Genomic DNA, 26,170 nt, shown 5'->3' with positions numbered 1-26,170 from the left:
AAAATAAAATGCTCAATGACATCAGTACTAGCTTCAATAAAAGAAATAGACCTAGCTTAAGTGATAAAAGTTTTGATGTTCCTTTATTAAAAGCAATAATTTACGCTCGAACTCAAATTATAGATAGGAATAATTGTATTAAAATTTATCTTAAAAATACAATCAGAACATATGATAGCCCAGACAAAGTATATAGTTTAGTAGATGAAGAATTCAAATCAGTATTACTGTATGAAGCAAATCTTCAATTTAGTAAAGCTCTATATAATTGGTCAATTTATAAAAAATTGGTTTCCAAAGGTTTATGGTCATGGGCTTGTGTTACCTTGTATTATGCACAATTTTATTGTATTAATGGATTGCTAAATATTCAAGGTAATGGATTCTCTCGTCCTATACTTTTAACAAGTAGTGGTGAAGAAAAAGAAATAGTATTTCATGTTTATACTGAAGATTTTGCCGCCGATAAGTTTATTATTGAAATGAGAAACTATAAACCTCATGAAGATGTATGGAGGCAATATTATAATGTGTACAAAAAATATAAATATAGTATCTCATCTTATCATGAGCTTTATCAGTATGACGTAGAAAACCCATTTGAAATTTTGGAAATTAGACACCGCGCTAACTATGATACTGCTTTTTTGTTTGAGGATTTTATTGAATATTTATTGCCAGAAAATGAATTAGAAGAGTTTGCATTAAAAATGCAAAATAATATTTTTACAACATTTTATACAGAAGACGAATTCTTAAAATTAGAATATATTGCATCTTTAAGAATTAAGTTATTATTTGACATACTCCACGCAATTTTAGGAAATAAAAATCTGGAAACTATCAGAACAGATTTATACTTACAGCGTAAAAATATGCTAAACAATATCAAAGATGATACACCCGTGAAAGAATGTTTTTTAAATTGGATTGGAGAAAATCAAAGTATTATCTAATGCATCATTGTATCGGAGTTTACTATTATACCTAATTCGCAAGATATCACTTTTCTTCATAAATTGTGTTCCATCAAAAACATAAAATATGCAGTATGGACTATGAAACTAGGAGTTGCAACTGAGGTACATCCTAGTGCTTTGTCTCATTAATTATGTAGGGTAAGTTTCTTCTTCTTTTCTCTTCCTTCGCGCACTTCGCGTCTTCGCGGTTCGTTTTTTACTCCTCAAAATTAATGGGACAGACCACTAGTCTTGTTTGAAAAAATTAGTGGCTTTGAAAACTTACCTCATCCGGTTGACAAGCGCTATAAGTAACAGCTAATAATTACAGTATAGGTGGCAGTCCTACTGCTTGAGGTTCAACGAACTTACCATCAAAGCTGATAGTTTGGTTTTCGATAGTTCTAGCATCAGCTAGCGCCTTACGAAGTTCAGCAGATTCCATGCGATCCTTAATTCCACCTAAGATATAAATTAGTAACTTCGCCGCTAAATCTCGCCCTGCAACTTGTATGCGCTTTTTATTGGGATCGTATAAAACGCCATACCAAAGAGATTGCGGATACTCCATACCACTAAAGCCGCCTTGCTGATCGAATTTACGTAATTTCTTAAAAATATCTGTCAGGGAAAAACCTTTTTTAAAAACCAAGATTCCCAGAGCTTGAGCTAATGCCACTTGAGCAATAGGGCGGAAAAGCATATTTCCTTCCCCCCCATCTTTTTCAAAACTGAAGCGTCGTAATTGCGGCGTATCTTCATGTTCGAGAATTTTATAACTAGGAAGGCTGGCTAAAGAATCAAATAGTTTTTTAAATTCATCAATTCCCTCCTCAATTTCATTATCTTCTGGGCGCATAGGAATTAAACCTTTTTCTAAAGGTTTCCAATGAGGAAATTTTTGCCCTAAATATCTTTCAGACATATCTTGAATAGCTTGCAAAGTTGTTAACACTGTGGAATTTGCTGCAACTGTTGCACTATTCCAATTAACGCGAGGTTTACGCTCTGGCTGTTGTGCTAAAAGCGGATGATTTGTAGCAATTTTTCGGGCGACAATTGCAAAACCATCATCTTCATTTAATTGTACTAATTGACCTTTAGTTAAAGGTGCAGCCATTAGGTTAACATGAACAAAAATTGATCTCACTCTTCGTCTTGCTTGGGTGCGAGTCTCCCCAGACGCAACCGCACAAATAAATTCAATCCCGATTTTCTCTTTAGGTAAGCTTTGTAAATAAGCAGAATCTACTTGATATTGCTCAATCAAATCATCTATTTTAATGAAACTATCATCAGCAGTTTTATCTTTTTTATAACGCTGAAGTTTTCCTGTTTTAATCAACTCCATTAAACCTTGTACACCCATCAATCGATGTTGACCATCTAATGCATAAATGGTGACATTATCTTCGGAAATATTCAGTAAACCTACTTTACCGTCTTTATCCAAAGGCGTAAAATCGGTAGTTGATTTAGTGGCGATTCCCTCACTATTCCACTCAGCAGCTTTGGGATCGTCCACCCAAGATTGATTAATTACCACTAATACCGGGGGAAACTTATGATTTTTTCTTGCTGATAAATACTGTACCAAAGGTGCTTGACGAGACCAATCTAAGGGGCGTTGCTGAATTTCATCAATACTATCTGCGTCAATTTCGATGTTATCGGTTTCAGAATTGTACTTATTCTGAAACAGAGGTAAACCAGAAGCGAAGTGAACCCTACCTGCGAACCATTCCAGACTGACAGAACCAACATAAGCTTCCGTTCCACCCATCTCGGTTTTCTGTACTAAAATCCGATCCTTTTTCTCCAAAAACTTCTCTAAAAGTAAAGCAAGTACCTGTTTATCCTTGGTTTCCCGTTCTTGGTATTCTCTAGCGATGTCAGCAGTTGGATCGGATTTACTGTCTTTCATGTTAATTTTAAAAAATTGCAGAATTTGCTACCAACTAATTTTCTATGAAATTCAGTTAATATATAAAAGTTTTTAAAAACTTTACGCTTTACAATACAAGGGTTGCTCTTGCAGTACAGATAACAGGGGTGACTAAAACCCATGTCTAGATAGGAAAGGAGCTATGGCTACAGCACAACAGCCAGAAAATAAAAGCCAGCGATCGCGTACCGTTGCAGATTTAGTAGAAGACATAGAGAATCTTACCAAAGAAATCCAAGATTTATATTGCTCAGATCAAATACCTTGGGTGCTAGGAGTCTCTTGGGGAAAAGATTCTAGTACAACGCTACAGTTAGTCTGGAATGCGATCGCTCTTCTTCCCCAAGAAAAACGAACTAAAAAAATCCATGTAATTACTACAGACACTCAGGTAGAGAATCCTATCGTCTCTGCTTGGGTACGCAAATGTTTACAACAGCTAAAGTCAGCAGCACAAGCACAAGGAATGCCCGTAGAACCGCATTTGCTGCAACCAGTTGTTCAAGACACATTTTGGGTAAACCTGATTGGTAAAGGTTACCCAGCACCGCGTAATCAATTTCGTTGGTGTACCCAAAGATTGAAAATTAATCCAGCTAACCACTTCATCCGTGAGATGGTGCGTGCAAACGGCGAAACTATCCTAGTTTTGGGTACTCGCAAAGCCGAAAGCGCAAAACGTGCGGCGACAATGGAAAAGCATCAAATGGGGAGAGTACGCGATCGCCTCAGCCCCAATGCCAGTTTACCCAACTCTCTGATTTATACACCCATTGAAGACTGGAGTAATAATGATGTCTGGATTTATCTCAATCAATATGATAATCCTTGGGGAAATAGCAATAAAGAATTATTCAGCATGTATCGAGGGGCGACAGCAGATAATGAATGTCCGCTTGTAGTTGATACTTCTACTCCTAGTTGTGGTGATTCCCGCTTTGGTTGCTGGGTTTGCACATTAGTTAATAAAGATAAATCAATGGAGGCAATGATCCAAAATGATGAAGAAAAAGAATGGATGCAACCTTTATTAGATATTCGCAATGAATTAGATATTAAAGACGATCGCGATAAAAGAGATTTTCGCCGCATCTGGGGTGAAGTGCAATTATTTGAACGCAATAAAGATGGGGAAATTTCTGTAGAACCAATACCAGGCCCATATACTAAATATTGGCGTGAATATTGGCTTAGGAAATTATTAGCAGCGCAAACTCAAATTCGTTGCACAGCGCCAGAAAATATGCGTGATATTACCTTAATTACTCTTGACGAAATGAGTGAAATTCGGCACATTTGGTTAGAAGAAAAACACGAATTTGATGATAGTTTACCCCGCATTTATCAAGAAGAGACTGGTGAAGTATTCCATGATCCTCGTCCTGGGGCTGATAATAGTTTACTCGGTAGCGATGAATGGGCAGTATTAGAAGAAATCTGTGCAGATGACGCTATGCACTTAGAACTGATGGCGAAATTGTTAGACACAGAACGTCAGTTTCGCAAGATGGCGCGGCGTGTGGGGATATACGATAGTTTAGAGAAATGTTTTAAGACAAGTTCACGTTCCCAGAAAGATGCAGTTGAATACGCTCGTTTAACTCGTGATTTAAAACAAGCTGTTGATCAGGGCAATGTGGAAAAGGTTAAGCAGCTAACTTTAGGAGATTTTGCAGTTCCATCTGAACCAGTAGAAGTAACTACAGAAAAAGCAGAAGTAACCAGTGAGTTATCTTCTGACAAATCAAAAACTTGGGGAGACATGAAATTTCAGAATAAGGAAAAAAAATCTAAAAGAAATTCTAAATGAACATAACTATTACGACTAGCGGAATTCAAAATTAATACAGCAATTGATTTACGCCATACTGTACCAGCATAAAAATCCTTACCAATTAGCAATTACCAATTCCCCCATAGCAGCTAATGCCATTTGATATTCAACTGCTACCAAAAATTAATGCCAAATCTCTGCGAGAATATGGCAAACAATATTATGTAGATGCTCAAGGAAATCGTTTACCTAGCGTCACCACAATACTTAATGCTACAAAACCTCAAGCAGATCGTGATAGGTTATTAAACTGGAAGGCGCGTGTTGGTACAGAAGAAGCAAGCCGCATTACTACGGCTGCTAGTCGTCGAGGAACGAAAACACACAAGCAAATTGAACGCTATCTACTAGGGGAAAATCCTGTTTGTTCGGAAGCTAGTCTTCCTTATTGGGAAAGTATCAAGCCTGTGTTACAAGAAATTGATACAATTAGGCTCGTGGAAGGTTCTGTTTTTCACTATGATTTAAAGTATTCTGGCAAGGTAGATTGTATTGCTAGCTATCAAGGAATACCTTGTGTTTGTGAGTGGAAAACTGCGGATAAACCTAAAGGTTCTATTGAGCGTTTATATGAATATCCTCTGCAATTGGCAGCATATATAGGTGCAGCTAATAAGTATTATGGTGATTTGGGAATTCACATAAATCATGCATTGTTAGTTGTGGCAATTCCTGAGATGGCGGCTGAGGTTTTTTGGCTAGAAACAGATACAATTAAATATTATTGGCAGCAGTGGGAAGCAAGAGTTGCTGAATATTGGCAGCGTCAAAAATATTGGTATTCTTGATAAGAAATGCTGAACTGTCTTGGTCTGTGGTGCGTTGCGCTGCGCGACAACACACCCTACATTCAATACTGCTCGGTTAAGGATTTTTAACGCGGAATTTAGTTTGGGGAAAAGGTGAAAGGGGAAGGGTTAAAGGTTTTTTCTTGCCCCTTTTCCCCTTCCCCTTTTGCCCTTAACCGACAAGTATTGACCCTACATTTACTTTATGATTCCATGACTGCTAACACAGATTTGGGCAATAATTTATCTTTAAACCAAATAATTCGTGCTGGGACATCATTTAATTTCACACCAGCTTTTTCTAAATTCAATCTTTCAGAAATTGCTAAAATTAAATCATCTCTTCCCGCACGTCGCACTTGAGAAAATTTCTTTTGTAAATATTCTGGTCGCCAATAACCGACAATTTCTAATAGGAATGTCCTTCCATCGGGATGGACTAGGCGAAAATCGGGAATCATCACGCTTCCCGGAATCGGAATTAAATCAACTTCTCGCTCTAATACCCATTCCGATTTCAGCGCATCCCATTTATCAGCAAAGGATGCTTCTAACATACTATCGTATGGTTTTCCAGGGGAATAGTGTGTTACTAAACCACATTCAGAATTGAGGGTAAAACGTCCAGTGCGCCAGGTGTTGGTGTAAGCGTCGCGGGTTTGTAAAGTGGAAGCAAGACTCCAGCGAGTTACATGGAGTAAGGCGGGGATAAGTTTAGCGATCGCTAACCCGTAACGCGTACTAGGATTAAATAAGCTAGTAGGGCCATCAATGGTAATTGTAAACCCATGATCGGCATCGCCTTCAATATAAGCCATTAGTTGAAATAACTTAAGATAGCGAAATAACAGCTTATATTCTCCGGGAACATTGCGATGAGCATTTAATATTAATTGACTGGCTTTATAAAATACTCCCTGCACCTGGGATAGGTTATAGCGATGCAATAAATCTTGTGGTGTGGGTGCATCAAAAACCGTCAGAATTTTATTTTCATTTAAATCAGCATATAAGCCATTATGAACCTGTTCTGGTAAAACTTCTCGCTCAAGTTCATGAGTTAATTCATCGGCTATTTTATTCAGGGTAAGTTGAGTTGCTTCTTTGCTAGGAACAGATTTTGCAGCTAAAGCAAATACCCTTTCTCTTAACATGGGTGGTTCTAGGGGACTCACAACTTCAAAGGTGCAAAAACTGCTTTTAAGAATATAAGCCAAACCTCGTTTGACACGGTAATCTGTGGTATCGCCTTCAAAATCTGTAAGTTGGCGTTCTAGCATCCCTTGAGTTTTGCCAACTGCTGCTTGAAAATAGGCGATTAATTCATTGGCTAAATTGATATGTTTATCATCAATTTTTAAGCGTTTAGGAATAATTTCTTCACCGTTGTGGCGGTGCATTAAAAGTTCTGTAGGTAGCATTTTTTAATTCGTAATTCGTAATTCGTAATTAAGTAGAATGGGTTAAATAATTCACGCTATGTCATTGCGAATGAAATGAAGTGGAATGTTAGCGTTCGCGTAGCGTCTCCGCAAGAGAAGCGTTCCCGTTCGCGTTAGCGTTGCGTAGCAAAGGGTATAAATCGCAAGGGTTATGCCGATTTTAAATTCTGTTACATAGTTAGGTTTATTCTCACCGACTTACTTAAATTGCAATTATGTTAAATCAGATGAGTCTTCGTTGCGTTTTGTAGAATAATTGATTTCTAACTGTTCCGCAGCTTTAGTACTTTTTTCTTTACCAGTTCCATATACAACTTGCAAATGACCTTTCTTTCCTGTCTTCCCTTTGCGTTCTTCGTGCCTTTGCGGTTCGTTACTCTTCTCCATCCCTCTCCGCCGCGCCGAGGTTCTTTCCTCACTCGTATCTTCAGCGACTACTTCATATAAAATCGCCTGTTTATTGGCAATATTTCCCTTCCTTAAAACTCTTCCCAAACGTTGAATATATTCCCTTGTTGAACCAGTGCCAGATAAAATAATGGCAATCGCTGCTGCTGGCACATCAACACCCTCGTTTAACACATGGGAAGCTATTAAGGTGTTATATACACCTTCCCGAAATTTAGTTAAGATTTCATGCCTTTCTTTTACAGGAGTTTGATGAGTAATTGCCGGAATCAGCAACTCTTGAGAAATGCGGTAAACAGTAGCATTATCAGCAGTGAAAATAATAATTCTCTCAGGATGATGTTTCGCTAATAAATTGGCTAAAATTCGCAACTTCCCATCAGTCCCTAAGGCGATTTCCTTGGCTTCCCGGTGTGCTAACATAGCTCTACGTCCAGTTTGCGATCGCGCGCTCATTTGCACAAACATCTGCCAACCCTGTATACTCCCTAACGAAATCCGCGAGTCTCGTAAAAAATCGTTGCGCGTTTGAATTAATTGGTTGTACTTTTCTCGCTCATGTTGGGATAATTTCACCTTAATTTGCACAATTTCATGTTCTGCTAAGGCTTTCCCAGCTAAATCTTCAGCGCGTTTGCGATATACTTCTCTACCAATGAGGATATTTAAATCAGCGTGTTTGCCATCGGTGCGTTCGGGAGTTGCTGATAATCCTAAACGATAGGGTGCGATCGCATATTCGGCAATCACACGACTAAAATCTGTAGGTAAATGATGGCATTCATCGAAAATTATCAACCCATAGCGATTTCCCAAGCTTTCCGCATTAATTGCTGCGCTATCGTAAGTAGCAATTAAAATTGGTGTTTTATCTTTAGAACCACCACCCAACAAACCCACCTCTGCATCGGGAAAGGCTGCTACCAAATGAGCATACCACTGATGCATCAAATCCAAAGTCGGTACCACAATCAATGTGCTGCGGGGTGTGGCTTGCATCGCCATCTGTGCTAAATAAGTCTTTCCCGCCGCCGTTGGTAGCACTACTACCCCCTGTCTCCCGGCGAGTTTCCAAGCCGCTAACGCCTCACTTTGGTGGGGATAGGGTTCCATTTCCAGTGTAACCACCAAATCTAAGGGATAAAATTCCTTCGCCTCATCAATAAAATCAACCTCTTCCGCTTGTAGCGCCTCTACCACAGAACGATATTGAATTGCTGGTAAGCGGAACTTTTCCACCCGGTCATCCCATGTGGCATAATCCATCCAGGCTTTACCCCGTGGTGGTGGATGTATGATGAGTGTACCGCGATCGAAAGTGAGTGTGGGAGTGCGAGCCATTGATAACTCAGTTTATACCTAGATTTTCATATTTCATTACTCATAACGCAAAATGTGCATAGTTGTGTTGATTGTTCTTAGCCATTTACCCTTAGTAAGATTTTAGTAATGCTTAAAACCTACAAAATCTAGATGATTTCCGCTAAATTGAGTCAAAGCAGAAAACCCCATTTCTCATCAGATTAGTAGGTTGAGTTGACGGAAGGAAACCCAACGCCGAAATCTTGGTTAATCTCTCAAAATCCATGTTGGGTGGTGCTGCGCTTAACCCAACCTACATCTGTTACAATACTGCTCGGTTAAGGATTTTCAACTCGGAATTTAGTTTGGGGAAAAGGTTAAAGGGTAAGGGTTAAAGGTTTTTTCTTGCCCCTTTTCCCCTTCCCCTTTTTCCCTTAACCGACAAGTATTGACATCTGTCATATCTGCTGTTTGTGATAAATGCAGGTTTAATTATCCCATCAATCAACAACGCCAAAAATTTCTATCACAAAGCTGGTGACTGGTTGAAATACTTGCTTTATTTACACCGTGTTATATTATTCTTATAGCAATATTAGATTTTTACTTGTTAATTGATGGCTTGATGATCGATTAATAAATAAGTAAAAATTATTTTATTTAAGCGGTCACTACCATACTATATAAAATCTTCTGTTACTTCTTTAGATAGATGCATAACCCGTAAATATTGGCTCTTAATTTAAGCGAGTCATCATAGGTGTGAATCTATCATCAAGCAAGAAATACATATTTGTTCACACTCTAGCCTGTGATAATTTGGATGATAAGTATATTTTTTTGAGGATGAAGCTTTTATTCAGCATTCTGCTAAAAATCAAATGCTAATTCTCTGGATTTTTAATTTAATGATTGAAAGAAGAGTGTTTTTTCTATTTGAATTTTATCAGTTGTATGTAAATTCTGATTAGTAAAATTTTTCTATGCGATCGCACTTATCATGGAAATCCGCAAATCAGCTTCCGGCTTGGACTTCTTATGTAGTTTTACTAGGAACGCTGTTACTAACTGCGGGAGCAACAGGTTTACTAGAAATCACAGCGGCGACTCAAGATAAGTTGCGGTTTCAAAATGCAGTTACTCGCACTCAAGACAATATTCAAAGTCGTTTAGATACCTATATCACCTTGCTACGTGCAGGTAGCGCCTTATTTGCAGCGAATGAAAATGTCAGTCTCGCGGAATTTCGCGCTTTTGTGGAACGATTGAACTTAAAAGAACGTTATCCGGGAATTCAGGGAATTGGATTTTCCAAGCGAGTTAGTGCAAAAGAATTACCTGGATTACTCAACGATATGCAAAAGCAGGGAGTGAAAAACTTTAACCTGCGACCGAATTATAACCGCAATGAGTACCACTCCATTATTTACTTAGAACCTCTGGATCGGCGCAATCAAGCCGCCATTGGTTATGATATGTATACCGAAGTAGTGCGACGTGCAGCGATGGAAAGCGCTCGAGATGGTGGTACAGTCGCAGCATCTGGTAAGGTGACGTTAGTACAGGAAATCGATCAGCACAAACAAGCTGGCTTTCTCATTTACATTCCAGTTTATCGTCAAGGAATTATACCTAATACAATTGGTGAGCGCCAAGCAAATTTACTCGGATTTATTTACAGTCCCTATCGTGCTGACGATTTACTACAAGGAATTTTTGGCGGAGAACAGCCTCTAGTCAATTTTGACATTTATGATGGCAAAGAAATTAAGCCAAACAATTTATTACACACCTCTAAAAGTAATTCTACGGTTAACAATTCCTTTTCCCACCCCCAATTTCAAACCACTCACACTATCAAAATTGCTGGACGTAATTGGACAATAGTTTTCCAGTCTCAGCCAGAGATGGATTTACTATCTTCTAGAAATTTGGTGCCTTATATTGGCTTTACGGGTGTAGTCATTAGTTTTATTTTATTTGGGATTACGCGATCGCTCAATCGGGCGCGAAATGCAGCCGAAACATCAGCCGCAGCTTTAGGAGTATCGCAAGCCGCACTCCTAGAAAGTGAAAAACGCTTTCGGCGGTTAGTAGAATCGAATATTTTTGGTGTTGCTTGCACTGACTTTGAGGGAAACATCAAATACGCCAACGAATATTTCCTCAGAATGCTAGGTTACACCATAGAAGATATGGTTGCTGGTACAATTCACCCCAATCACATTACACCCGCAGAATACCTATCTTTAGATAACCAAGCAATTACAGAACTGAGAAATCATGGAGTCGCGGCTCCATTTGAAAAGGAATTTATCCGCAAAGATGGTACCCGCATTCCCATTCTTATTGGTAGTGCCTTAATCCAAGCATCGGCGAGCGAACCAGAAGAAATTATCACCTTTTATTTAGATTTAACTATTCCTAAACAAATAGAAGCAATATTACGTCAAAAAGAAGAACAATTACGCTTAATTACTAACGCTGTTCCTGTATTTATTTCTTATATTGATAATCAACAATGCTACCGTTTTAATAATAAAAAATATGCAGAATGGTATGGAGTAGCAAGCTCAGAACTCCACGGAAAACATATCAAAGAAGTGGTAGGTGAAGCCACTTACAAGACAATTCGCCCTTATATCGAAACAGTATTATCAGGAGAAACAGTAACCTACGAAGTAGAAATTAGTCCCCCAGATGGTAGCAGTCGTTATATTCAGGGTGCCTATGTACCCCACTTTAGCCCCGATGGAACAGTAGAAGGCTTTGTTGCCTTAATTAGCGATATTACTGAAAGTAAACAAGCCCAAAAAGCTCTACAACAAAGTGAAGAACGCTTCCGCAAACTCACAGAAAAAGCGCGAGTAATTCCTTGGCAGGCTGATGCTCAAACTGGAAATTTTACTTATGTTGGGCCGCAAAGTGAAGAAATTCTTGGTTATCCTGTCATAGATTGGTACGCAGATAATTTTTGGCAAGCACATATTCACCCAGACGATCAAGAATGGGCAGTACAGTATTGTATAGAATCATCGCTGACATTAGATAATTATGAATTTGAATATAGAATGTTGGCAGCAGATGGCAGAGTTGTTTGGATATATGACATTGTGAATGTATTGCGGGAAGAAGGGAAACCGCAGATATTACATGGCTTCATGATTGATATTACCGATCGCAAACTCTCAGAGCAAGAACGGGAAAGATTACTAGCCGAAGCCGAAGCAGCCAACCGCATGAAAGATGAATTTCTCGGCACACTTTCTCACGAACTGCGTACCCCCCTCAACGCCATGCTAGGCTGGACGCAGCTACTCAGAAGCCGCAGATTTGATGAAACTACCACAGCTCGCGCCTTAGAAACAATTGACCGCAATACTAAATCTCTCGCGCAACTAATTGAAGATGTCTTGGATGTCTCCCGGATTATCCAAGGTAAGCTCTCTTTAAATCTGCAGCAAGTAGAACTAGTACCACTTGTAGAAGCAGCCATTGAGACTGTATATCCGGCCGCTGATGCTAAAGAAATTCGGATCGAATGCAGATTTGCTCCAGATGTCGGCATTGTCATCGCTGATGTCAACCGCTTACAACAAATTATCTGGAATTTGCTCTCCAATGCTGTCAAATTTACACCCAAAGGCGGCAAAGTTGAAGTACAACTACAACGGATTAATTCTCGTGTGCAAATTCGCGTCAGCGATAACGGTAGCGGTATTCCCCCAGAATTCCTACCATTCGTATTTGACCGCTTTCGCCAAGCCGACAGTTCCAGCACGCGATCGCATGGCGGCTTAGGATTAGGGCTGGCGATTGTCCGTCATTTGGTAGAATTACACGGTGGCACAGTATCGGCGGAAAGTCTAGGAATTGGTAAAGGTGCAACTTTCACTGTCAATTTACCCATGAAAGCAGTTGCTATCAATAATACCACCTCACCCCACCGCGAACCCCTCATCAACAGCGATCGCCCCAATGAACCACAAACCCTAAATGGTGTACGCGTGCTAGTTGTGGATGATGAACCAGACGCGAGACAATTACTCACCACAGTTTTATCACCCTATGGTGCCCAAGTCATGACAGCTGCATCCGCCACTGAGGCCCTAGCTGCTGTGCCACAATTCCACCCTGATGTCCTGGTGAGTGATATCGGAATGCCAAAAGAAGACGGCTATGTCCTAATTCGCCAACTCCGGGCCCTACCTCCAGAACAAGGAGGAAGAATACCCGCCGTCGCACTCACAGCTTACGCCAGGTCAGAAGACCGCACACAAGCCTTATTAGCCGGCTTTCAACTCCATATTCCCAAACCCGTTAATCCTGCTGAATTAGTCGCAGTGATAGCTAATTTGACAGGGAGGACTTAACGAGCAACAGGGAACAGGTAAGAATTACTTACATACTTAGGACTTACGCAAGTGTCACATTTTTCTCGTTTAGGCTGTCAAGAGTCAAGAGTCAAAAGTCCAAAAAACCTGAATTTTTGACACTTGACCCTTGACTGTTGACTCTTAAACCAGAAGTTTGGTGTACCAGTTGCGTAAGTCCTGATACTTAGTGGTGAAACTTTTTTCATTGGGACTCCTTCCTTAACAAACTCCAAATTTAATCTTTTTGCGGAAATAGAATTTGATTATTACCTTCTGGAGTTTTAACGACTTTGCCGCCTAAAGCTTCGATTTCTCTAATTGCTCTTTGTTGCGTGTTTTTATCAACTCCGTTATTTAATACCATGACCCATGTAGAAATTCTAGCATGTTTACTATTAGGATTAGTTCTTAAGAATTTAACAGTTCTTTCGGAAATTTTAGCTACATTCTTGCTTTCTTCATCTTGATAAGTGCTAGCCCAATCTATAGCTTTCATTAAAGATTTTTTAGATGCTTGGGCATCACCTAAAAATAATAATTCATCGATAGCTTTATAACGCCATACATAATAAGCTTTATCTGGGACTTGAGGCGATAAAAATTGTAACCCATGTTCCATTAATTCTATGGAACGCTCAGGTAAACCTGCATAAAGAGAAGTACTAACAGATAGACCTAAATAAGCATCTAGAAATCTGGGATTATGGCCGAGAATCACTTCAAAATACTTAGGACTGGCTGTATAACCCGTTTTATCACGTGCTTCTTCATCACCAAAGTATTGGAGAAAATTTAAATATACCCAATCAGCAATCAAATTTTCATAGCCAAAGCTGGGCGTTTGTCTGAAAAAATTTAATCGCACTTGTTCTGCTTTAATTTCTCTTTCTAGCGCTTCTACAGAAGCAGTTTCTTGGTTATTTAAAAAGCTGTGCATTCGCGGCAATTGCATCAAGCCAATTCCTAGAATACAGGCAATAATTGTCAAAAATGTATTTACAGTTTCACGATATAAAGCAAACATTGTGATTGACTGACCTTATTAGCTGGAGATTATTTGTCAGCTGTAATGCATAAAAATTGCATATTGATTGGTGGGGGTTGTCAAGAGATGCACAGCCGCGATTCATCGCGTCTGCACAAGAGTCTAGTATATTTTTTAATTCCCTATCCCCTATTTCAATTGACAACTTCCACCAAAAAACTACAATATCTCAAGGCATTGACTGGTATATCTAATTACAGCACAACAAAAATCAACAGCCAAGGCTAATGGTAACGCAGAGCAATAATTACGTGAAGATTACAAGTGCTATTTTTACGTATTTAAAAGCAACCAACATTGTTGTGCGATCGCCCAATCTTCTTGAGTATGGATCACCAAAACCCGTATTGTTGATTCTGGGGTGGCGATGTCGATATCAACGGGGTTTTGTTGATTTTTCTGCGGGTCGATTTTCAGCCCTAAAAATCCAAAGCCTTCGGAAACAGCTTGGCGAATCCCAGGGGATTTTTCACCGACACCTGCGGTAAAGACTAGAACATCTAAACCCCCTAAACTAGCAAGCATAGAACCAATGCCAGCACGCAAGCGATGCACGTACATATCCCAAGCTAACTGGGCACGATAATTACCTTGAGCGATCGCCGCAATCACTTCTGGCAAATCGCTGGATACACCAGAAATTCCACGTAAACCGGAAGATTTATTGAGAACATAATCGAGACTTTCGGCAGAATAATTAGATTGTCGTAGCAGGTAAATTAAAATCCCCGGATCGATGGAACCGGAACGACTACCCATCATTAACCCATCTAAGGGTGTGAAGCCCATAGTCGTATCAATGCTGCGGCCGTTTTGAATTGCTGCTAAAGAACAGCCGTTACCTAAATGACAATTGATTAATTTCAATGATGCTAAATCTCGCCCCAGGATATCAGCCGCACGTTGAGCGCAGTATTGGTGACTGATACCATGAAACCCATAGCGGCGGATACCTTGCTCCACCCACTCATAGGGGCCGGGATAAATTGCCGCAGCATCAGGGATAGTGGCATGGAATCCGGTATCAAATACTGCTACCTGCTTCACATCACCCAAACTTTGCTCAATGGCTTCTATCCCTTCCACAGCCGCCGGATTATGTATGGGTGCTAAAGTAGCGAGTTGAGCGATCGCTTTTTTCACATCTTCGTTAATCACCGTACTTTTACGGTAATCTTCTCCACCATGTACTACACGATGACCTACCACATCGATTTCTGACAGATTACCAATTACCTTGGTAGCACCGCGAGTCAGAGTGTAAAGCATATAGGTGACATGTGCCTGTCGCGAGTCCGCATAGATTGATTCTTCCAGCACTTCACCTGTAGCAGTTTTCACCTGAATTTCTGCGACACCTTGCTCTTTCGTCCAGTTGACTTTGCCTTCCCAAAGCGGTTGAGGTGCTTGTTTGGGGAGAAAATCATCTTTGATTTCATAAAGACAACTTTTTTGACTACTAGATCCGGCATTCAGTACAAGTATTTTCATAATTCTTCAGAACTCATCATTGATTTATAGGCTCTGACTTGAATGTCAATCCCAGTAATAGCAGTACCAACGACAACAGCATCAGCCCCTAAAGCTAAGGCTTGGCGAGCCATTTGGGGTGAAGCTATCCCACCTTCACAAATCACGGGAATATTTAGCTGTTCTACCATCTGGCTCAGGAGTTGCCATCCAGGAGGCGTAAAATCTTTGGTTGCGGCTGTGTAACCAAAAAGAGTTGTTCCCACAATATCTGCTCCAGCATTGACTGCTGCTTTTGCCGCCTCAATTGTATCGACATCTGCCATAACTGGCTTATTTAATTCTTGATGAATCTTGGCAATTATCGTTGCTAATTGCTCATCACCAGGGCGGCTTCTCATTGTGGCATCGATGGCAATAATATCAGCCCCAGCCGCCGCCACAGCTACGGCATGGTGAAACTGAGGGGTAATGTAGACATCGTAGCCAGCTATAACTTGCTTCCATAGTCCAATAATCGGCACATCCACACAAGCACGCACAGCTTGAATGTGACTGGGGGTATCTATCCGCACCCCAACAGCACCATTATTCACCGCAGCCTGTGCCATCGCCGCAATGACTAGCGGTTGATGCAACGGTGAATCAACAGGAGCTTGGCAAGAGACAATTAAACCTTTTGGGCATGGGGCATGGGGCATAGGGCATAGGGTAATTGGTAATTGGTAATTGGTAATTGGTAATTGGTAATTGATCCCCTCATCTCCCTCATCCCAATCTCTAAAAGTTATTTAATTTTGAATTTTGAATTTTGAATTTTGAATTGATTCGTCCCCAATCACGACTTACACGCCGTCATTGGCTGCGCTGGTATCCAGACGGTAAAAATTGAACCGATGCCTACAGTAGACTCTACTTCAATGCGCCCACGATGGAGTTCTACTAATTGTTTCGTTAAGGCTAAACCTAATCCTGTACCTTCATAGCGGCGGCGATAGGGTGTATCGAGTTGTTGAAATTTTTCAAACAGTAGGGGTAATTGTTCTTCTGGAATGCCAATACCTGTATCTTCTACTTGGAAGATGGCAGTCTCTTCTTCTACCCACAGCCGTAAGGTAACATTGCCGCCTTTCGGGGTAAATTTAATGGCATTTGTTAATAAATTAGAAATAATTTGCTCGATTCTAGTAGCATCGGCGGTAAAGCGATCGCGTCTGGGATCGATTTGCAAATCCAGTGTCAGCTGCAACTGTACCTGATTTGCCCTGTCTTCTAAGGTTTTTAGCGTACTTTCTGCTATACCTCTTAAGGAAAATTCTGTAATATTTAAAACTGCTTTGCCTGCCTCAATTTGGGATAAATCGAGGATGTCATTAATCATTTCTAATAAATGTTCGCCACTGTCATGGATGGTTTGGAGATAATCTCGTTGACGTTGGCTCAATTCACCCAAGGGCCAGCGTAACAGAGTGGAAGACATCCCGATGACATAAGTTAAGGGTGTAAGCAATTCATGGCTAATAGTCGCCAAAAATTCATTTCTCAGGCGACTAGCAGCTTCGGCGGCGAGTAAAGCATCGCGTAGCTCCATTGTACGTTCAACTACTCGTTGTTCCAGAGTATGTTTTTCTTGTGTCAGCGTTAGTGCAGCTTCCCTGAGTGATCGCATTAACTCTGTTTGGTGAATAGCGATCGCTAATTGTTCTGCGATCGCAGTCAGCAAACTTTTCTCGTTTTCAGTCCATTCTCGTGGATCGTGACACTGATGTGCAATTAGCAGTCCCCAAAGTTTTTCCTCAAACATAATTGGGGCAGCTACCTTAGCCCGTACCTGAACTTCCCTTAAAAAATTTAACAAACACTGTTCCAGGCTGTAAGTTTTTTCCACATCAACCACCGCTAAGGTAAAACCTTGGCGATACTTCTCCCAACATTGGGAGTGATGTACAAAGCAAGTTTCTTCCCGATAATTCAAAACAGAAGGAATTGCCTCATTAGCACGGACTTCATAGACTATACAACCCCCATGTAGTTGATAATCTTGTAGTGGGGGTTGGGGATTGATTGGTGTTGACAGTGCATATTGTCCGTTGAGTTGATGGGGAGGTTCTTCTGGTTGATTACCAAACCAGGTACGGCAATTATCACTATTTAAGTATGCAGCATCAAAGTTGTATGAAGTATTTGTGGCTCTTGCATCCTCAAATCTATAAATTATTAATCTGTCTAATTCTAAAAACTCACGCACTTGTGTGAGCGCCGTTGTCATTATCACAGATAAATCCAGGCTTCTGCGGATTTGGTTTGTAACTTGATTCAACAGCCGTTCTTGAGCAACCTGTTTTTTCAGTGCATCTTCTACAGGTTGACAAATATAAGCATGAGGCTCATTGAAAGCTTGTGTTAAATCTACCTGCTGATTGTGTTGCGGTAAGAGATATTCTAATAACAACAGCGTAAATTGACTTTGGAGCGTAGCATCATTAGTACGGAGAATTTGACTATAACGTTGCAGATTTTGGTAAGTATAAGAATCAGCATCAAACAAATCTCGCAATCTTACCAGGAAAGATGCGATCGCTTCGCAATTAAATGTCAACCTAGTATTAAGCTCTGCAGCATCCTGAGAATAGGAAATACTGGTAAGCTGCGATGTAGAGGAAGGTTGCTTGGGCTGGTTACCAGAGTTGGAGAAACTATTAGTGGAATTTGTTCCTGTTGTAAAGCTAGCTCCTCTTACCTCCGTACCTAATGACTGCTGTTCCCTCTGGGTAAAATTTCCCATTAACAGCGCACTAAACCCCTCAGAAACCAGCAATGTAAAACGTTGCTCTTGCCACTCAGCAGGGACGCGAATCCTTGCCAACACCGCTTCTGTCAGCACCAAAGCTGCACTTCCCACTGCTTGAGCCATCTGTTGTAACAATTCCCCAAGCTGATTAAATGTATCTAAGGGTAAGGTTCGAGAGAAGCTCAAATCAGGAGAACTAAGCATTGTTAAAAGTCTGGTGTGAGAGGCTAGCTACTAACGCTCAAAGATTTTTTTGTGTTCTAATCAACAGTTTAAGACGGTAATACAGAATTATGCATCGTGTAAGTGCCACATCCGGAGGATGGAATCAGTCAGAAGACTTGATATTTATAGAACAAACTCCAGCTCCCTTTGTGTTTATTACGGCTGCTGATACAGACATTCAAACCCTGGCAGCTGCGGTTCCCCAATTACCTGCGACGTTTCCTGCATTAAGAGTTGCCAACCTGTTGCAGTTACAACAACAAATAAGTATAGACAGTTATGGTGAGGAAGTTTTAGAACTTGCTCAAGTAATTATTGTGCGCCTATTAGGAGGACGTTCCTATTGGGCTTACGGTTTAGAAGTAGTACAAGAAATTGTTCAAAGTAATGGTATAAACCTCATTGTAATGCCAGGGGATGATGCTTTTGATCCCCATTTAGTTTCTCAGTCTAGCGTGCCTTTAGATATTGTGAACCAAGTATGGCAATACTTTAGCCAAGGTGGTGTAAAGAATTTTGTTAACGCACTCCAGTTTATTTCTGATACTTGCCTTTCAACTTCTTTTAATCCTCCAGCACCGGAATTAGTGCCGCGAATTGGGTTTTATGAGTGGGGACTGGGGACTGGGGACTGGGGACTGGGGATTGGGGATGAGGGAGAAAGAAGTGATGCCCAATGCCCAATGCCCAATGCCCCATGCCCAATGCCCCATCCCCCATGCCCCATGCCCAAAGTCGGCATTCTGTTCTACCGCGCTCACTATCTTTCTGGCAATACCAGAGTAATTGATAGTTTATGTCAAGCATTGATACGGAAAAATTTACAGCCTGTGCCTGTGTTTGTTTCTTCATTGCGCGAACCGGATATTCAAGAAGAGTTGAGCGAATTTTTCCAACCCAAGGACTCAGAACAAATTGCAGTACTGCTTAATACCACTAGCTTTTCTCTGGCGCGCTTAGAAACTGAAACACCCCAAATTGAACTTTGGGAAAAATTGGATGTGCCAGTGTTACAAGTTATTCTCAGTGGCGGAGGAGTTGAGCAGTGGGAATCACAAATGGCAGGGCTTTCTCCCCGCGATATTGCGATGAATGTGGCATTACCAGAAGTAGATGGGCGAATCATTAGCCGCGCTGTATCTTTTAAAACAGTGCAAACGCGCAATCAAGATTTAGAAACCGATGTGGTAGTTTATGAACCAATAAGCGATCGCATTGAGTTCGTGACTCAACTAGCAGCTAATTGGGTACGCTTACGTTCCAAGCCACCCCAAGAAAGGCGTATTGCCGTAATTGTCGCCAATTACCCCAACCGCGATGGACGACTCGCTAATGGTGTGGGATTAGATACCCCAGCTAGTTGTGTAGAAATTCTCCAAGCCTTGCAATTAGCTGGCTATCACCTAGAAAATTTACCTGTTCACAGTGATGAATTAATTCAACGTCTCACATCTGGCGTAACCAACGATCCAGAGGGTAGGGATTGGCGCGCAGTTCAGCAAAGTCTTTCTGTAGCAGAATACCAAAACTATTTCGCTAATTTGCCATCAGCCGTACAGCAGGGTATCACTCAGCGATGGGGGACGGAAGGTAAGGGAGATGAGAGAGATGAGGGGGATAAGGGAGAAACAAAAAATGTCCCATTACCAATTACCAATTACCAATTACCAAACACCCAATTCCCAATTTCCGGCCTTCAACTCGGTAACATTTTTGTAGGCATTCAACCATCACGAGGTTATGACCTTGACCCTAGTTTGAATTATCATGCACCGGATTTAGAACCAACTCATAATTATTTAGCTTTTTATTATTGGGTAAGGGAATGTTTTGGTGCGGATGCTATTGTTCACGTCGGAAAACATGGCAATCTTGAGTGGCTTCCCGGTAAAAGTTTAGCTTTATCAAGTAATTGTTATCCTGAAGTGGCTTTGGGGCCAATGCCTCACCTCTACCCGTTTATCGTCAACGATCCAGGTGAAGGTTCACAAGCTAAACGTCGCAGTCAAGCCGTAATTATCGACCATTTAACACCACCGATGACGCGGGCAGAACTCTATGGTTCACTGCAACAGTTAGAGAATTTAATTGATGAGTATTACGAAGCGGAAAGTTTAGATCCGGTGCGATTACCAATGATTCGCGATCGCATTCGTGAACTAATGCTGCAAGAGAATTTACATCAAGACTTAGGAATTACCAATGAACAAGACATTTTAAACTTTGAAAATTTAATTTTAAATTCCATCAATGGCTATCTTTGTGAATTAAAAGAAGCCCAAATTCGTGATGGCTTACACATTTTTGGGCAATGTCCCCAAGGGCAACAATTACGCGATTTAATAGTAGCGATCGCACGCATCCCCAATCGCTATTCCATCGGTATTACTCGCGCCTTAGCTGCAGAATGGAGTTTAGATTTCGACCCCCTCACCGCCAATTTCAGCGACCAATTTACCCTACCAGAATCTAGCCTCGCACCTTTACATCTTGTCACCAAGCTGAAATCTTGCCACACCAACGGCGATGCTGTAGAAATCCTCGAAGAACACGCCGCTTGCCTAGTTGAGCAACTCATAATCTCCTATTCCCCAGTCCCCAATCACCAATCCCCAGTCCCCCTAATTCTCAACTGGATCTCCCTCAAACTCCTCCCCGCATTACAACAAACTCAGCAAGAAATCACCAACTTATTACGCGGGTTAGATGGCAGATATGTCCAGAGTGCTGCTTCTGGCGCACCTACACGCGGTCGCCCGGAAGTATTACCAACTGGTAAAAACTTTTACTCTGTCGATATTCGTGCCCTGCCCACCGAAACAGCCTGGGATATCGGCAGAAAAGCAGCCGAAACTCTTATTGAGCGCTACACCCAAGACAATGGTGAGTATCCCAAAACACTTGCATTATCAGTGTGGGGCACAGCAACAATGCGAACTGGTGGTGATGATATTGCGGAAGCCTTAGCGCTGTTAGGCGTGCGGCCTGTATGGGATGGTGCAGCTAGGCGAGTAGTAGATTTTGAAATTTTACCGTTGTCGGTTTTAGGAAGACCCCGTGTTGATGTCACATTGCGAATTTCGGGATTTTTCCGCGATGCTTTCCCCAATATGATTGATTTATTTGACTCAGCCGTGCAAGCCGTAGCCGCCTTAGATGAACCACCAGAACAAAACCCCCTCGCAGCGCAAGTGAAACAAGATACTGATTTTTGGCAAGCAGAAGGATTAACTTCAGAGGAAGCACAAATGCGATCGCTCTATCGCATCTTTGGTTCTAAACCAGGTGCTTACGGTGCTGGACTCCAAGGCCTCATGGAATCGCAAAATTGGACAGATGACCAAGATTTAGCCCGCGCCTACATCAACTGGAGTTCTTACGCTTATACTTCAAGCAGTATACTCCCCAATACCCAGTCCCCAGTCCCCAATACCCAGTCCCCCATCTCCGCCCCCGAAGCCTTACAGCAACGCTTGATGCAAACACAAGTTGTGCTGCATAACCAAGATAACCGCGAACATGACTTACTCGATTCTGATGATTATTACCAATTCCAAGGTGGTTTAACAGCTGCAGTCCGTTCTCTTCAAGGACAGAATCCGCAAATTTATTTTGGTGATAATTCTAATACTGCTCAACCAAAAGTCCGCCAACTCAAAGAGGAAATTGCCCGGGTATATCGTTCTCGCGTTATTAATCCTAAGTGGATTGCTGGGGTAATGCGCCACGGCTATAAAGGAGCATTTGAAATGGCCGCGACAGTAGATTTTCTTTTTGCCTACGATGCCACAACTCAATGTGTCGAAGATTATATGTATCAAGGTATAGTAAATACTTATTTGCTCGATCCTGCTGTGGAAGAATTTATTCACCAAAAAAATCCGTGGGCTTTGCGTGATATTGCTGAGAAATTATTGGAAGCACATAAGCGCAGTTTATGGCAGGATGTAAATACACAAACATTGGAAATGTTACGAGCCTTAGTACATCAAGCTGAAGCAGCAATTGAAGAAAAATAAGTGGTGTAGGAACCCCATATGGACAACCTCGCGTATTTCCATCTAGCTTTTGCCTATGAAGATAGCCAATCCAGTGAATTGGTTTCTCTGAAAGATTTTTTTAACACAGCAGCAACACCAGACTGGAAACGGCTTTCTAGCAGGGCTTGGCGATATATGTTACCTCTTGCCCTCACTTTGTCGATTCTCAGTGCTGTTAGTAGTGCCTTGGCACTGGAACGCGGCGATCAAGGCCCATCTGTCAGGAATCTACAACAAAAGTTGAAACAAGTAGGCTTTTATCAAGCTCCCATTACACAAATTTATGACTTCCCTACTGAAGATGCTGTGCGCCGCTTCCAAAAAGCTGCTGGCTTACCAGTAGACGGGATCGTAAGTACAACCACTTTACAAAAATTAGACAACTGGCGACCCAGAGTTGCAAGTACAACCACACCAGCGAAGAAGACTAGTACAAATACAACCGCTACTAGAACAACTGCTGTTAGTACACAACCGAAAAAAACAGCTACCACCAATACAAGCGCTAAAAAACCTACCGTTGTGCCAACAACAACTGCAACAACCAATAAGCGCAGCAATCCCAATTACCTTGTCAAAGGTGATGAAGGTGAATCTGTGAGAGTTTTACAAGAAAGATTGCGAGTTGCTGGCTTTTATTACGGTAACGCCACTGGAATTTTTGGCCCAATTACAGAAGAAGCTGTGAAAAGATTCCAAACAGCTTATAACCTAGATGCTGATGGTGTTGTGGGCCCAGCAACAGCGAGGAAATTACCACCCCTTGGTGTTGGTGATGGAGAGGATGCTCCTAAACCAGTAGCCGATCGCGATAAATTGCGGATGGGCGATCGCGGTGAACCAGTTCGGGTTCTGCAAGATCACTTGATCAAAGCTGGCTATTTACAGGGAGAACCAAATGGCTATTTTGGCCCCAATACCGCAGATGCTGTGCGCCGATTTCAAGCCGCTAATTATTTAGCACCTAGTGGTATAGCTGGCCCAACTACCAGAGCCAAGTTATATAGCTTAGTGACTAACACTCCTAAGAGTGAATTTAGTGTTTTGGAAATTCAAAGACGACTACAAGAAAAAGGTTTCTACAAAGGTCAACTCAATGGTGTAATGGCAGATGACACCAAAAAAGCCATTAAACAAGCCCAAGAGTTTTACGGTATCAGTCTCAAGGATATTAGAAGCGGACGCTTTTAGCATCCGCTTAGGTATTAACACTAAGAGTCCCCAAATGATTCCTTACCTCCGATAACAGCGAATGAGAAATAGCTCAAAATTCCATTGATTGGGTTTATTTCAGACTCCGCTTAGTTATCTCACCCAGGTGCTATAACGGCATCAAAGCTCTTTGGCACTTGGGACAAACTGCATGAATAGTCATTTGACAGTCGAGCAGATGAAAACCTTCTTTCTGGGCAGTTTTCGCCCCAATTTTCAAAATTGAGTCGTTTTTGAACTCAATTGTACTGTTACATCTCACACAGATGAGGTGATGGTGGTGATGGGGGTAGGGCTGATTTAGTTCGTAATGTTTATGTCCTTCCCCCAGTTCCAATTCCCGCAAAATCCCCATTCTAGCCATCAACTTTAAAGTCCGATAAATAGTTGACAGACTAATTCCTTCACCATCAGTTTCTAGGCGATGATAAAGATCCTCAGCACTGAGGTGTTCGCCTTGCGGAAGTTCTTGGAAAATGTGTAGAATTGTTTCACGCTGAGGAGTTAAACGCCAACCCCGGTCATTTAATTCCGCTTTTAGTGAAGTAGAAGTGTAAACAGTCATACTAATTTTTCTCAATAAAGCCTCATAGTTGAGAATATAGCAAATATTTTGAGGTATTTGCAACAATCGTTGCTTATTGAGAATATTTACTAAAGACTGAAGCAGAATTCATGAGAATTTAACACACCAAAAATAATAGGCGATCCCCGCCCATACAGTCTTATGTATATAGAGTTTACAAAACTCAAAGCTATTTAGATGAAAATTATTTGCCATAACCTAAAGAGAGATTTTGGCGTTGGGGATCGGGAAAATTTGTGACCAATAAAAAGTTCAGAGTCAACAATCTATAGATTACATTTTGTAATAGTTACTATTGATTATTGACTATGCCAAGTTTAGATTTTAGATTGCCAATTTTAGATTTTTTTCAGTTTCTATCCCGCCCTTAGTAGGCGGAGTAAATCCAAAATTTAAAATCCTTGTGCTAAATACCAACAGTGATGGTGGTCAACCTAAAATCTAAAATTAATTAACTCCTGAAAATTAACTAACTCAAGGATTCCAGATAGTCGCGTATCAAATTACGACGCTTTGGTTGGCGTAGCTTTTGCAAAGCTTTAGATTCGATTTGGCGTACACGTTCCCGTGATAAATCCAGCGCACGTCCGATTTCTGCTAAAGAGTAGGGATGACCATCTGCTAAACCAAACCGCATCAGAATCACATCACGTTCGCGGCTGGTTAAATCTGCTAATAAATGCTGTAAATCTCTTTGCAAAGATTCGCGCATTAATAATTCTTCTGGGGTGACACTATCAGTTTCGAGTAATTCGCCTAACTCAGTATCTTTATCTTTTCCTACTTTGGTTTCTAGAGAAACAGAGCGAGGAACCCGTAACAAAACTTCTCTAACTTGAGTTGGTGTCATTTCTAGCTCAACAGCCAAATCTTCCAAAGTCGGAGTCCGACCTTTTTCTTGAGCAATTTTGCGTTGAGCTTTTTTGATTTTGTTGAGCTTTTCAGTAATGTGGACAGGAAGGCGAATTGTCCGGCTAGAAGTAGCGATCGCTCTGGTAATACCTTGACGAATCCACCAGTAAGCGTAAGTACTAAAGCGATAACCCTTAGTTGGGTCAAATTTTTCTACAGCGCGTTCCAAGCCAAGTGTGCCTTCTTGGACTAAATCCAACAATTCTAATCCGCGATTTTGATATTTCTTAGCAACAGACACAACCAAGCGCAGATTCGCCTTGATCATGTGTTCTTTAGACTGGAGTCCTTGGGACTGAATTTGTTCCAATTCTTCCACTGTAATCTTGGCAATTTCCGCCCAGCGACGCTTACCTTCAGATAAAGTAGGCTTGAGATCGCACAAGTTGATACCAGCAGTAGCAGCCCATCTTTCCAAAGATGGACGATGTCCCAGTTCAGATGCTAAACGTTCTTGGACTTCAATCAATCGCAGATAAGGCTCAATGACTGCATCCCCTTGCTTGGCAGCATTAGCAAGTACTATCCGCATCCGCAAATAACGTTGGACTTTCTGAGCTTCTGAAACCTCTTCGTCTCGCCCTAATAAGCGTACCCGACCAATTTCTTGAAGATAGAGGCGTACTAAATCCGTACTCCGACGGTTGGTGCTAGCAGCGAAACTCGCGGGATCAACAGAAGCCAACTCTAAATCTTGCAAATCATCTAAAGGCAACTCATGATCGTCAACCGTGAGATCTGGGTCTAAGATTTGCTGAGATTTTTGTGCGTTGTAGGGGGCATCTGCGTAAAAAGATGTTGCTGGCATAAATATCGTCTCAATGGCTCCAGGTAA

At 41.2% G+C, this 26,170-nt stretch carries 15 protein-coding genes; 6 read left to right on the top strand and 9 right to left on the bottom strand.

Going from position 1 to position 26,170, the window contains the following annotated elements:
• Positions 1–8: 8 nt before the first annotated feature.
• The gene (locus tag AACU25_RS20550) at positions 9–956 is read left to right on the top strand and encodes a hypothetical protein (protein ID WP_096578796.1); all 948 of its coding nucleotides are present in this window, start codon (positions 9–11) and stop codon (positions 954–956) included.
• A gap of 328 nt (positions 957–1,284) precedes the next feature.
• On the opposite strand, the gene AACU25_RS20545 is transcribed toward AACU25_RS20550, so the two are convergent.
• Entirely contained in the window at positions 1,285–2,883 is a 1,599-nt protein-coding gene (locus tag AACU25_RS20545; protein WP_096578794.1) for a DGQHR domain-containing protein, read from the bottom strand.
• A 163-nt stretch (positions 2,884–3,046) separates the two neighbouring features.
• Between AACU25_RS20545 and dndC the strand changes: the two genes are divergently transcribed.
• Together dndC and AACU25_RS20535 are read left to right on the top strand one after the other, a co-directional pair.
• On the top strand, positions 3,047–4,714 hold the full coding sequence (dndC, locus tag AACU25_RS20540) for a DNA phosphorothioation system sulfurtransferase DndC (RefSeq protein WP_096578792.1): 1,668 nt from the start codon (positions 3,047–3,049) through the stop codon (positions 4,712–4,714).
• A gap of 116 nt (positions 4,715–4,830) precedes the next feature.
• A complete protein-coding gene (locus tag AACU25_RS20535; RefSeq protein WP_096578790.1) occupies positions 4,831–5,526 on the top strand; it encodes a PD-(D/E)XK nuclease family protein in 696 nt (231 codons plus the stop codon).
• A gap of 203 nt (positions 5,527–5,729) precedes the next feature.
• Here AACU25_RS20535 and AACU25_RS20530 read toward each other — a convergent pair whose 3' ends face one another.
• A complete protein-coding gene (locus AACU25_RS20530; RefSeq protein ID WP_045873209.1) occupies positions 5,730–6,947 on the bottom strand; it encodes a DUF790 family protein in 1,218 nt (405 codons plus the stop codon).
• Between the two features lie 234 nt (positions 6,948–7,181).
• A complete protein-coding gene (locus AACU25_RS20525; protein WP_096578788.1) occupies positions 7,182–8,717 on the bottom strand; it encodes a DEAD/DEAH box helicase family protein in 1,536 nt (511 codons plus the stop codon).
• A 944-nt stretch (positions 8,718–9,661) separates the two neighbouring features.
• On the opposite strand from AACU25_RS20525, the gene AACU25_RS20520 reads away from it, so the two are divergent.
• On the top strand, positions 9,662–13,051 hold the full coding sequence (locus AACU25_RS20520; RefSeq protein WP_096578786.1) for a hybrid sensor histidine kinase/response regulator: 3,390 nt from the start codon (positions 9,662–9,664) through the stop codon (positions 13,049–13,051).
• A 238-nt stretch (positions 13,052–13,289) separates the two neighbouring features.
• Here AACU25_RS20520 and AACU25_RS20515 read toward each other — a convergent pair whose 3' ends face one another.
• The 4 genes from AACU25_RS20515 to AACU25_RS20500 all read right to left on the bottom strand — a co-directional run bounded on the left by AACU25_RS20515 (position 13,290) and on the right by AACU25_RS20500 (position 18,564).
• Positions 13,290–14,078, bottom strand: a complete 789-nt coding sequence (locus AACU25_RS20515) for a hypothetical protein (RefSeq protein WP_096578784.1) — start codon at positions 14,076–14,078, stop codon at positions 13,290–13,292.
• Positions 14,079–14,372: 294 nt separating this feature from the next.
• Positions 14,373–15,590, bottom strand: a complete 1,218-nt coding sequence (locus AACU25_RS20510) for an acetate kinase (RefSeq protein WP_096578782.1) — start codon at positions 15,588–15,590, stop codon at positions 14,373–14,375.
• The gene (locus AACU25_RS20505) at positions 15,587–16,270 is read right to left on the bottom strand and encodes an N-acetylmannosamine-6-phosphate 2-epimerase (RefSeq protein ID WP_096578780.1); all 684 of its coding nucleotides are present in this window, start codon (positions 16,268–16,270) and stop codon (positions 15,587–15,589) included. The genes AACU25_RS20510 and AACU25_RS20505 overlap by 4 nt, the downstream gene beginning before the upstream one ends.
• A 137-nt stretch (positions 16,271–16,407) precedes the next feature.
• Positions 16,408–18,564, bottom strand: a complete 2,157-nt coding sequence (locus tag AACU25_RS20500; protein ID WP_096578778.1) for a GAF domain-containing sensor histidine kinase — start codon at positions 18,562–18,564, stop codon at positions 16,408–16,410.
• An 89-nt stretch (positions 18,565–18,653) separates the two neighbouring features.
• On the opposite strand from AACU25_RS20500, the gene cobN reads away from it, so the two are divergent.
• Together cobN and AACU25_RS20490 are read left to right on the top strand one after the other, a co-directional pair.
• The gene (gene cobN, locus AACU25_RS20495) at positions 18,654–22,604 is read left to right on the top strand and encodes a cobaltochelatase subunit CobN (RefSeq protein WP_096578776.1); all 3,951 of its coding nucleotides are present in this window, start codon (positions 18,654–18,656) and stop codon (positions 22,602–22,604) included.
• A gap of 18 nt (positions 22,605–22,622) precedes the next feature.
• A complete protein-coding gene (locus AACU25_RS20490) occupies positions 22,623–23,816 on the top strand; it encodes a peptidoglycan-binding domain-containing protein (protein ID WP_096578774.1) in 1,194 nt (397 codons plus the stop codon).
• A gap of 130 nt (positions 23,817–23,946) precedes the next feature.
• Here AACU25_RS20490 and AACU25_RS20485 read toward each other — a convergent pair whose 3' ends face one another.
• Both AACU25_RS20485 and sigC read right to left on the bottom strand, forming a co-directional pair.
• Positions 23,947–24,402, bottom strand: a complete 456-nt coding sequence (locus tag AACU25_RS20485; RefSeq protein ID WP_045873270.1) for a Fur family transcriptional regulator — start codon at positions 24,400–24,402, stop codon at positions 23,947–23,949.
• A gap of 490 nt (positions 24,403–24,892) precedes the next feature.
• A complete protein-coding gene (sigC, locus tag AACU25_RS20480; protein WP_096578772.1) occupies positions 24,893–26,143 on the bottom strand; it encodes an RNA polymerase sigma factor SigC in 1,251 nt (416 codons plus the stop codon).
• Positions 26,144–26,170 lie beyond the last annotated feature (27 nt).

The organism is Tolypothrix tenuis PCC 7101, from assembly GCF_963874875.1.
GTDB lineage: Bacteria > Cyanobacteriota > Cyanobacteriia > Cyanobacteriales > Nostocaceae > Aulosira > Aulosira tenue.
Note: the sequence above shows the minus strand (reverse complement) of the source record. Positions and strands in the feature narration are given on the sequence as shown.

Bases quoted from the DNA above. Each gene is read 5' to 3' on its own strand.
- AACU25_RS20550 (WP_096578796.1), top strand. From the start codon at position 9: ATGCTCAATGACATCAGTACTAGCTTCAATAAAAGAAATAGACCTAGC.
- AACU25_RS20545 (WP_096578794.1), bottom strand. From the start codon at position 2,883: ATGAAAGACAGTAAATCCGATCCAACTGCTGACATCGCTAGAGAATAC.
- dndC (WP_096578792.1), top strand. From the start codon at position 3,047: ATGGCTACAGCACAACAGCCAGAAAATAAAAGCCAGCGATCGCGTACC.
- AACU25_RS20535 (WP_096578790.1), top strand. From the start codon at position 4,831: ATGCCATTTGATATTCAACTGCTACCAAAAATTAATGCCAAATCTCTG.
- AACU25_RS20530 (WP_045873209.1), bottom strand. From the start codon at position 6,947: ATGCTACCTACAGAACTTTTAATGCACCGCCACAACGGTGAAGAAATT.
- AACU25_RS20525 (WP_096578788.1), bottom strand. From the start codon at position 8,717: ATGGCTCGCACTCCCACACTCACTTTCGATCGCGGTACACTCATCATA.
- AACU25_RS20520 (WP_096578786.1), top strand. From the start codon at position 9,662: ATGCGATCGCACTTATCATGGAAATCCGCAAATCAGCTTCCGGCTTGG.
- AACU25_RS20515 (WP_096578784.1), bottom strand. From the start codon at position 14,078: ATGTTTGCTTTATATCGTGAAACTGTAAATACATTTTTGACAATTATT.
- AACU25_RS20510 (WP_096578782.1), bottom strand. From the start codon at position 15,590: ATGAAAATACTTGTACTGAATGCCGGATCTAGTAGTCAAAAAAGTTGT.
- AACU25_RS20505 (WP_096578780.1), bottom strand. From the start codon at position 16,270: ATGCCCCATGCCCCATGCCCAAAAGGTTTAATTGTCTCTTGCCAAGCT.
- AACU25_RS20500 (WP_096578778.1), bottom strand. From the start codon at position 18,564: ATGCTTAGTTCTCCTGATTTGAGCTTCTCTCGAACCTTACCCTTAGAT.
- cobN (WP_096578776.1), top strand. From the start codon at position 18,654: ATGCATCGTGTAAGTGCCACATCCGGAGGATGGAATCAGTCAGAAGAC.
- AACU25_RS20490 (WP_096578774.1), top strand. From the start codon at position 22,623: ATGGACAACCTCGCGTATTTCCATCTAGCTTTTGCCTATGAAGATAGC.
- AACU25_RS20485 (WP_045873270.1), bottom strand. From the start codon at position 24,402: ATGACTGTTTACACTTCTACTTCACTAAAAGCGGAATTAAATGACCGG.
- sigC (WP_096578772.1), bottom strand. From the start codon at position 26,143: ATGCCAGCAACATCTTTTTACGCAGATGCCCCCTACAACGCACAAAAA.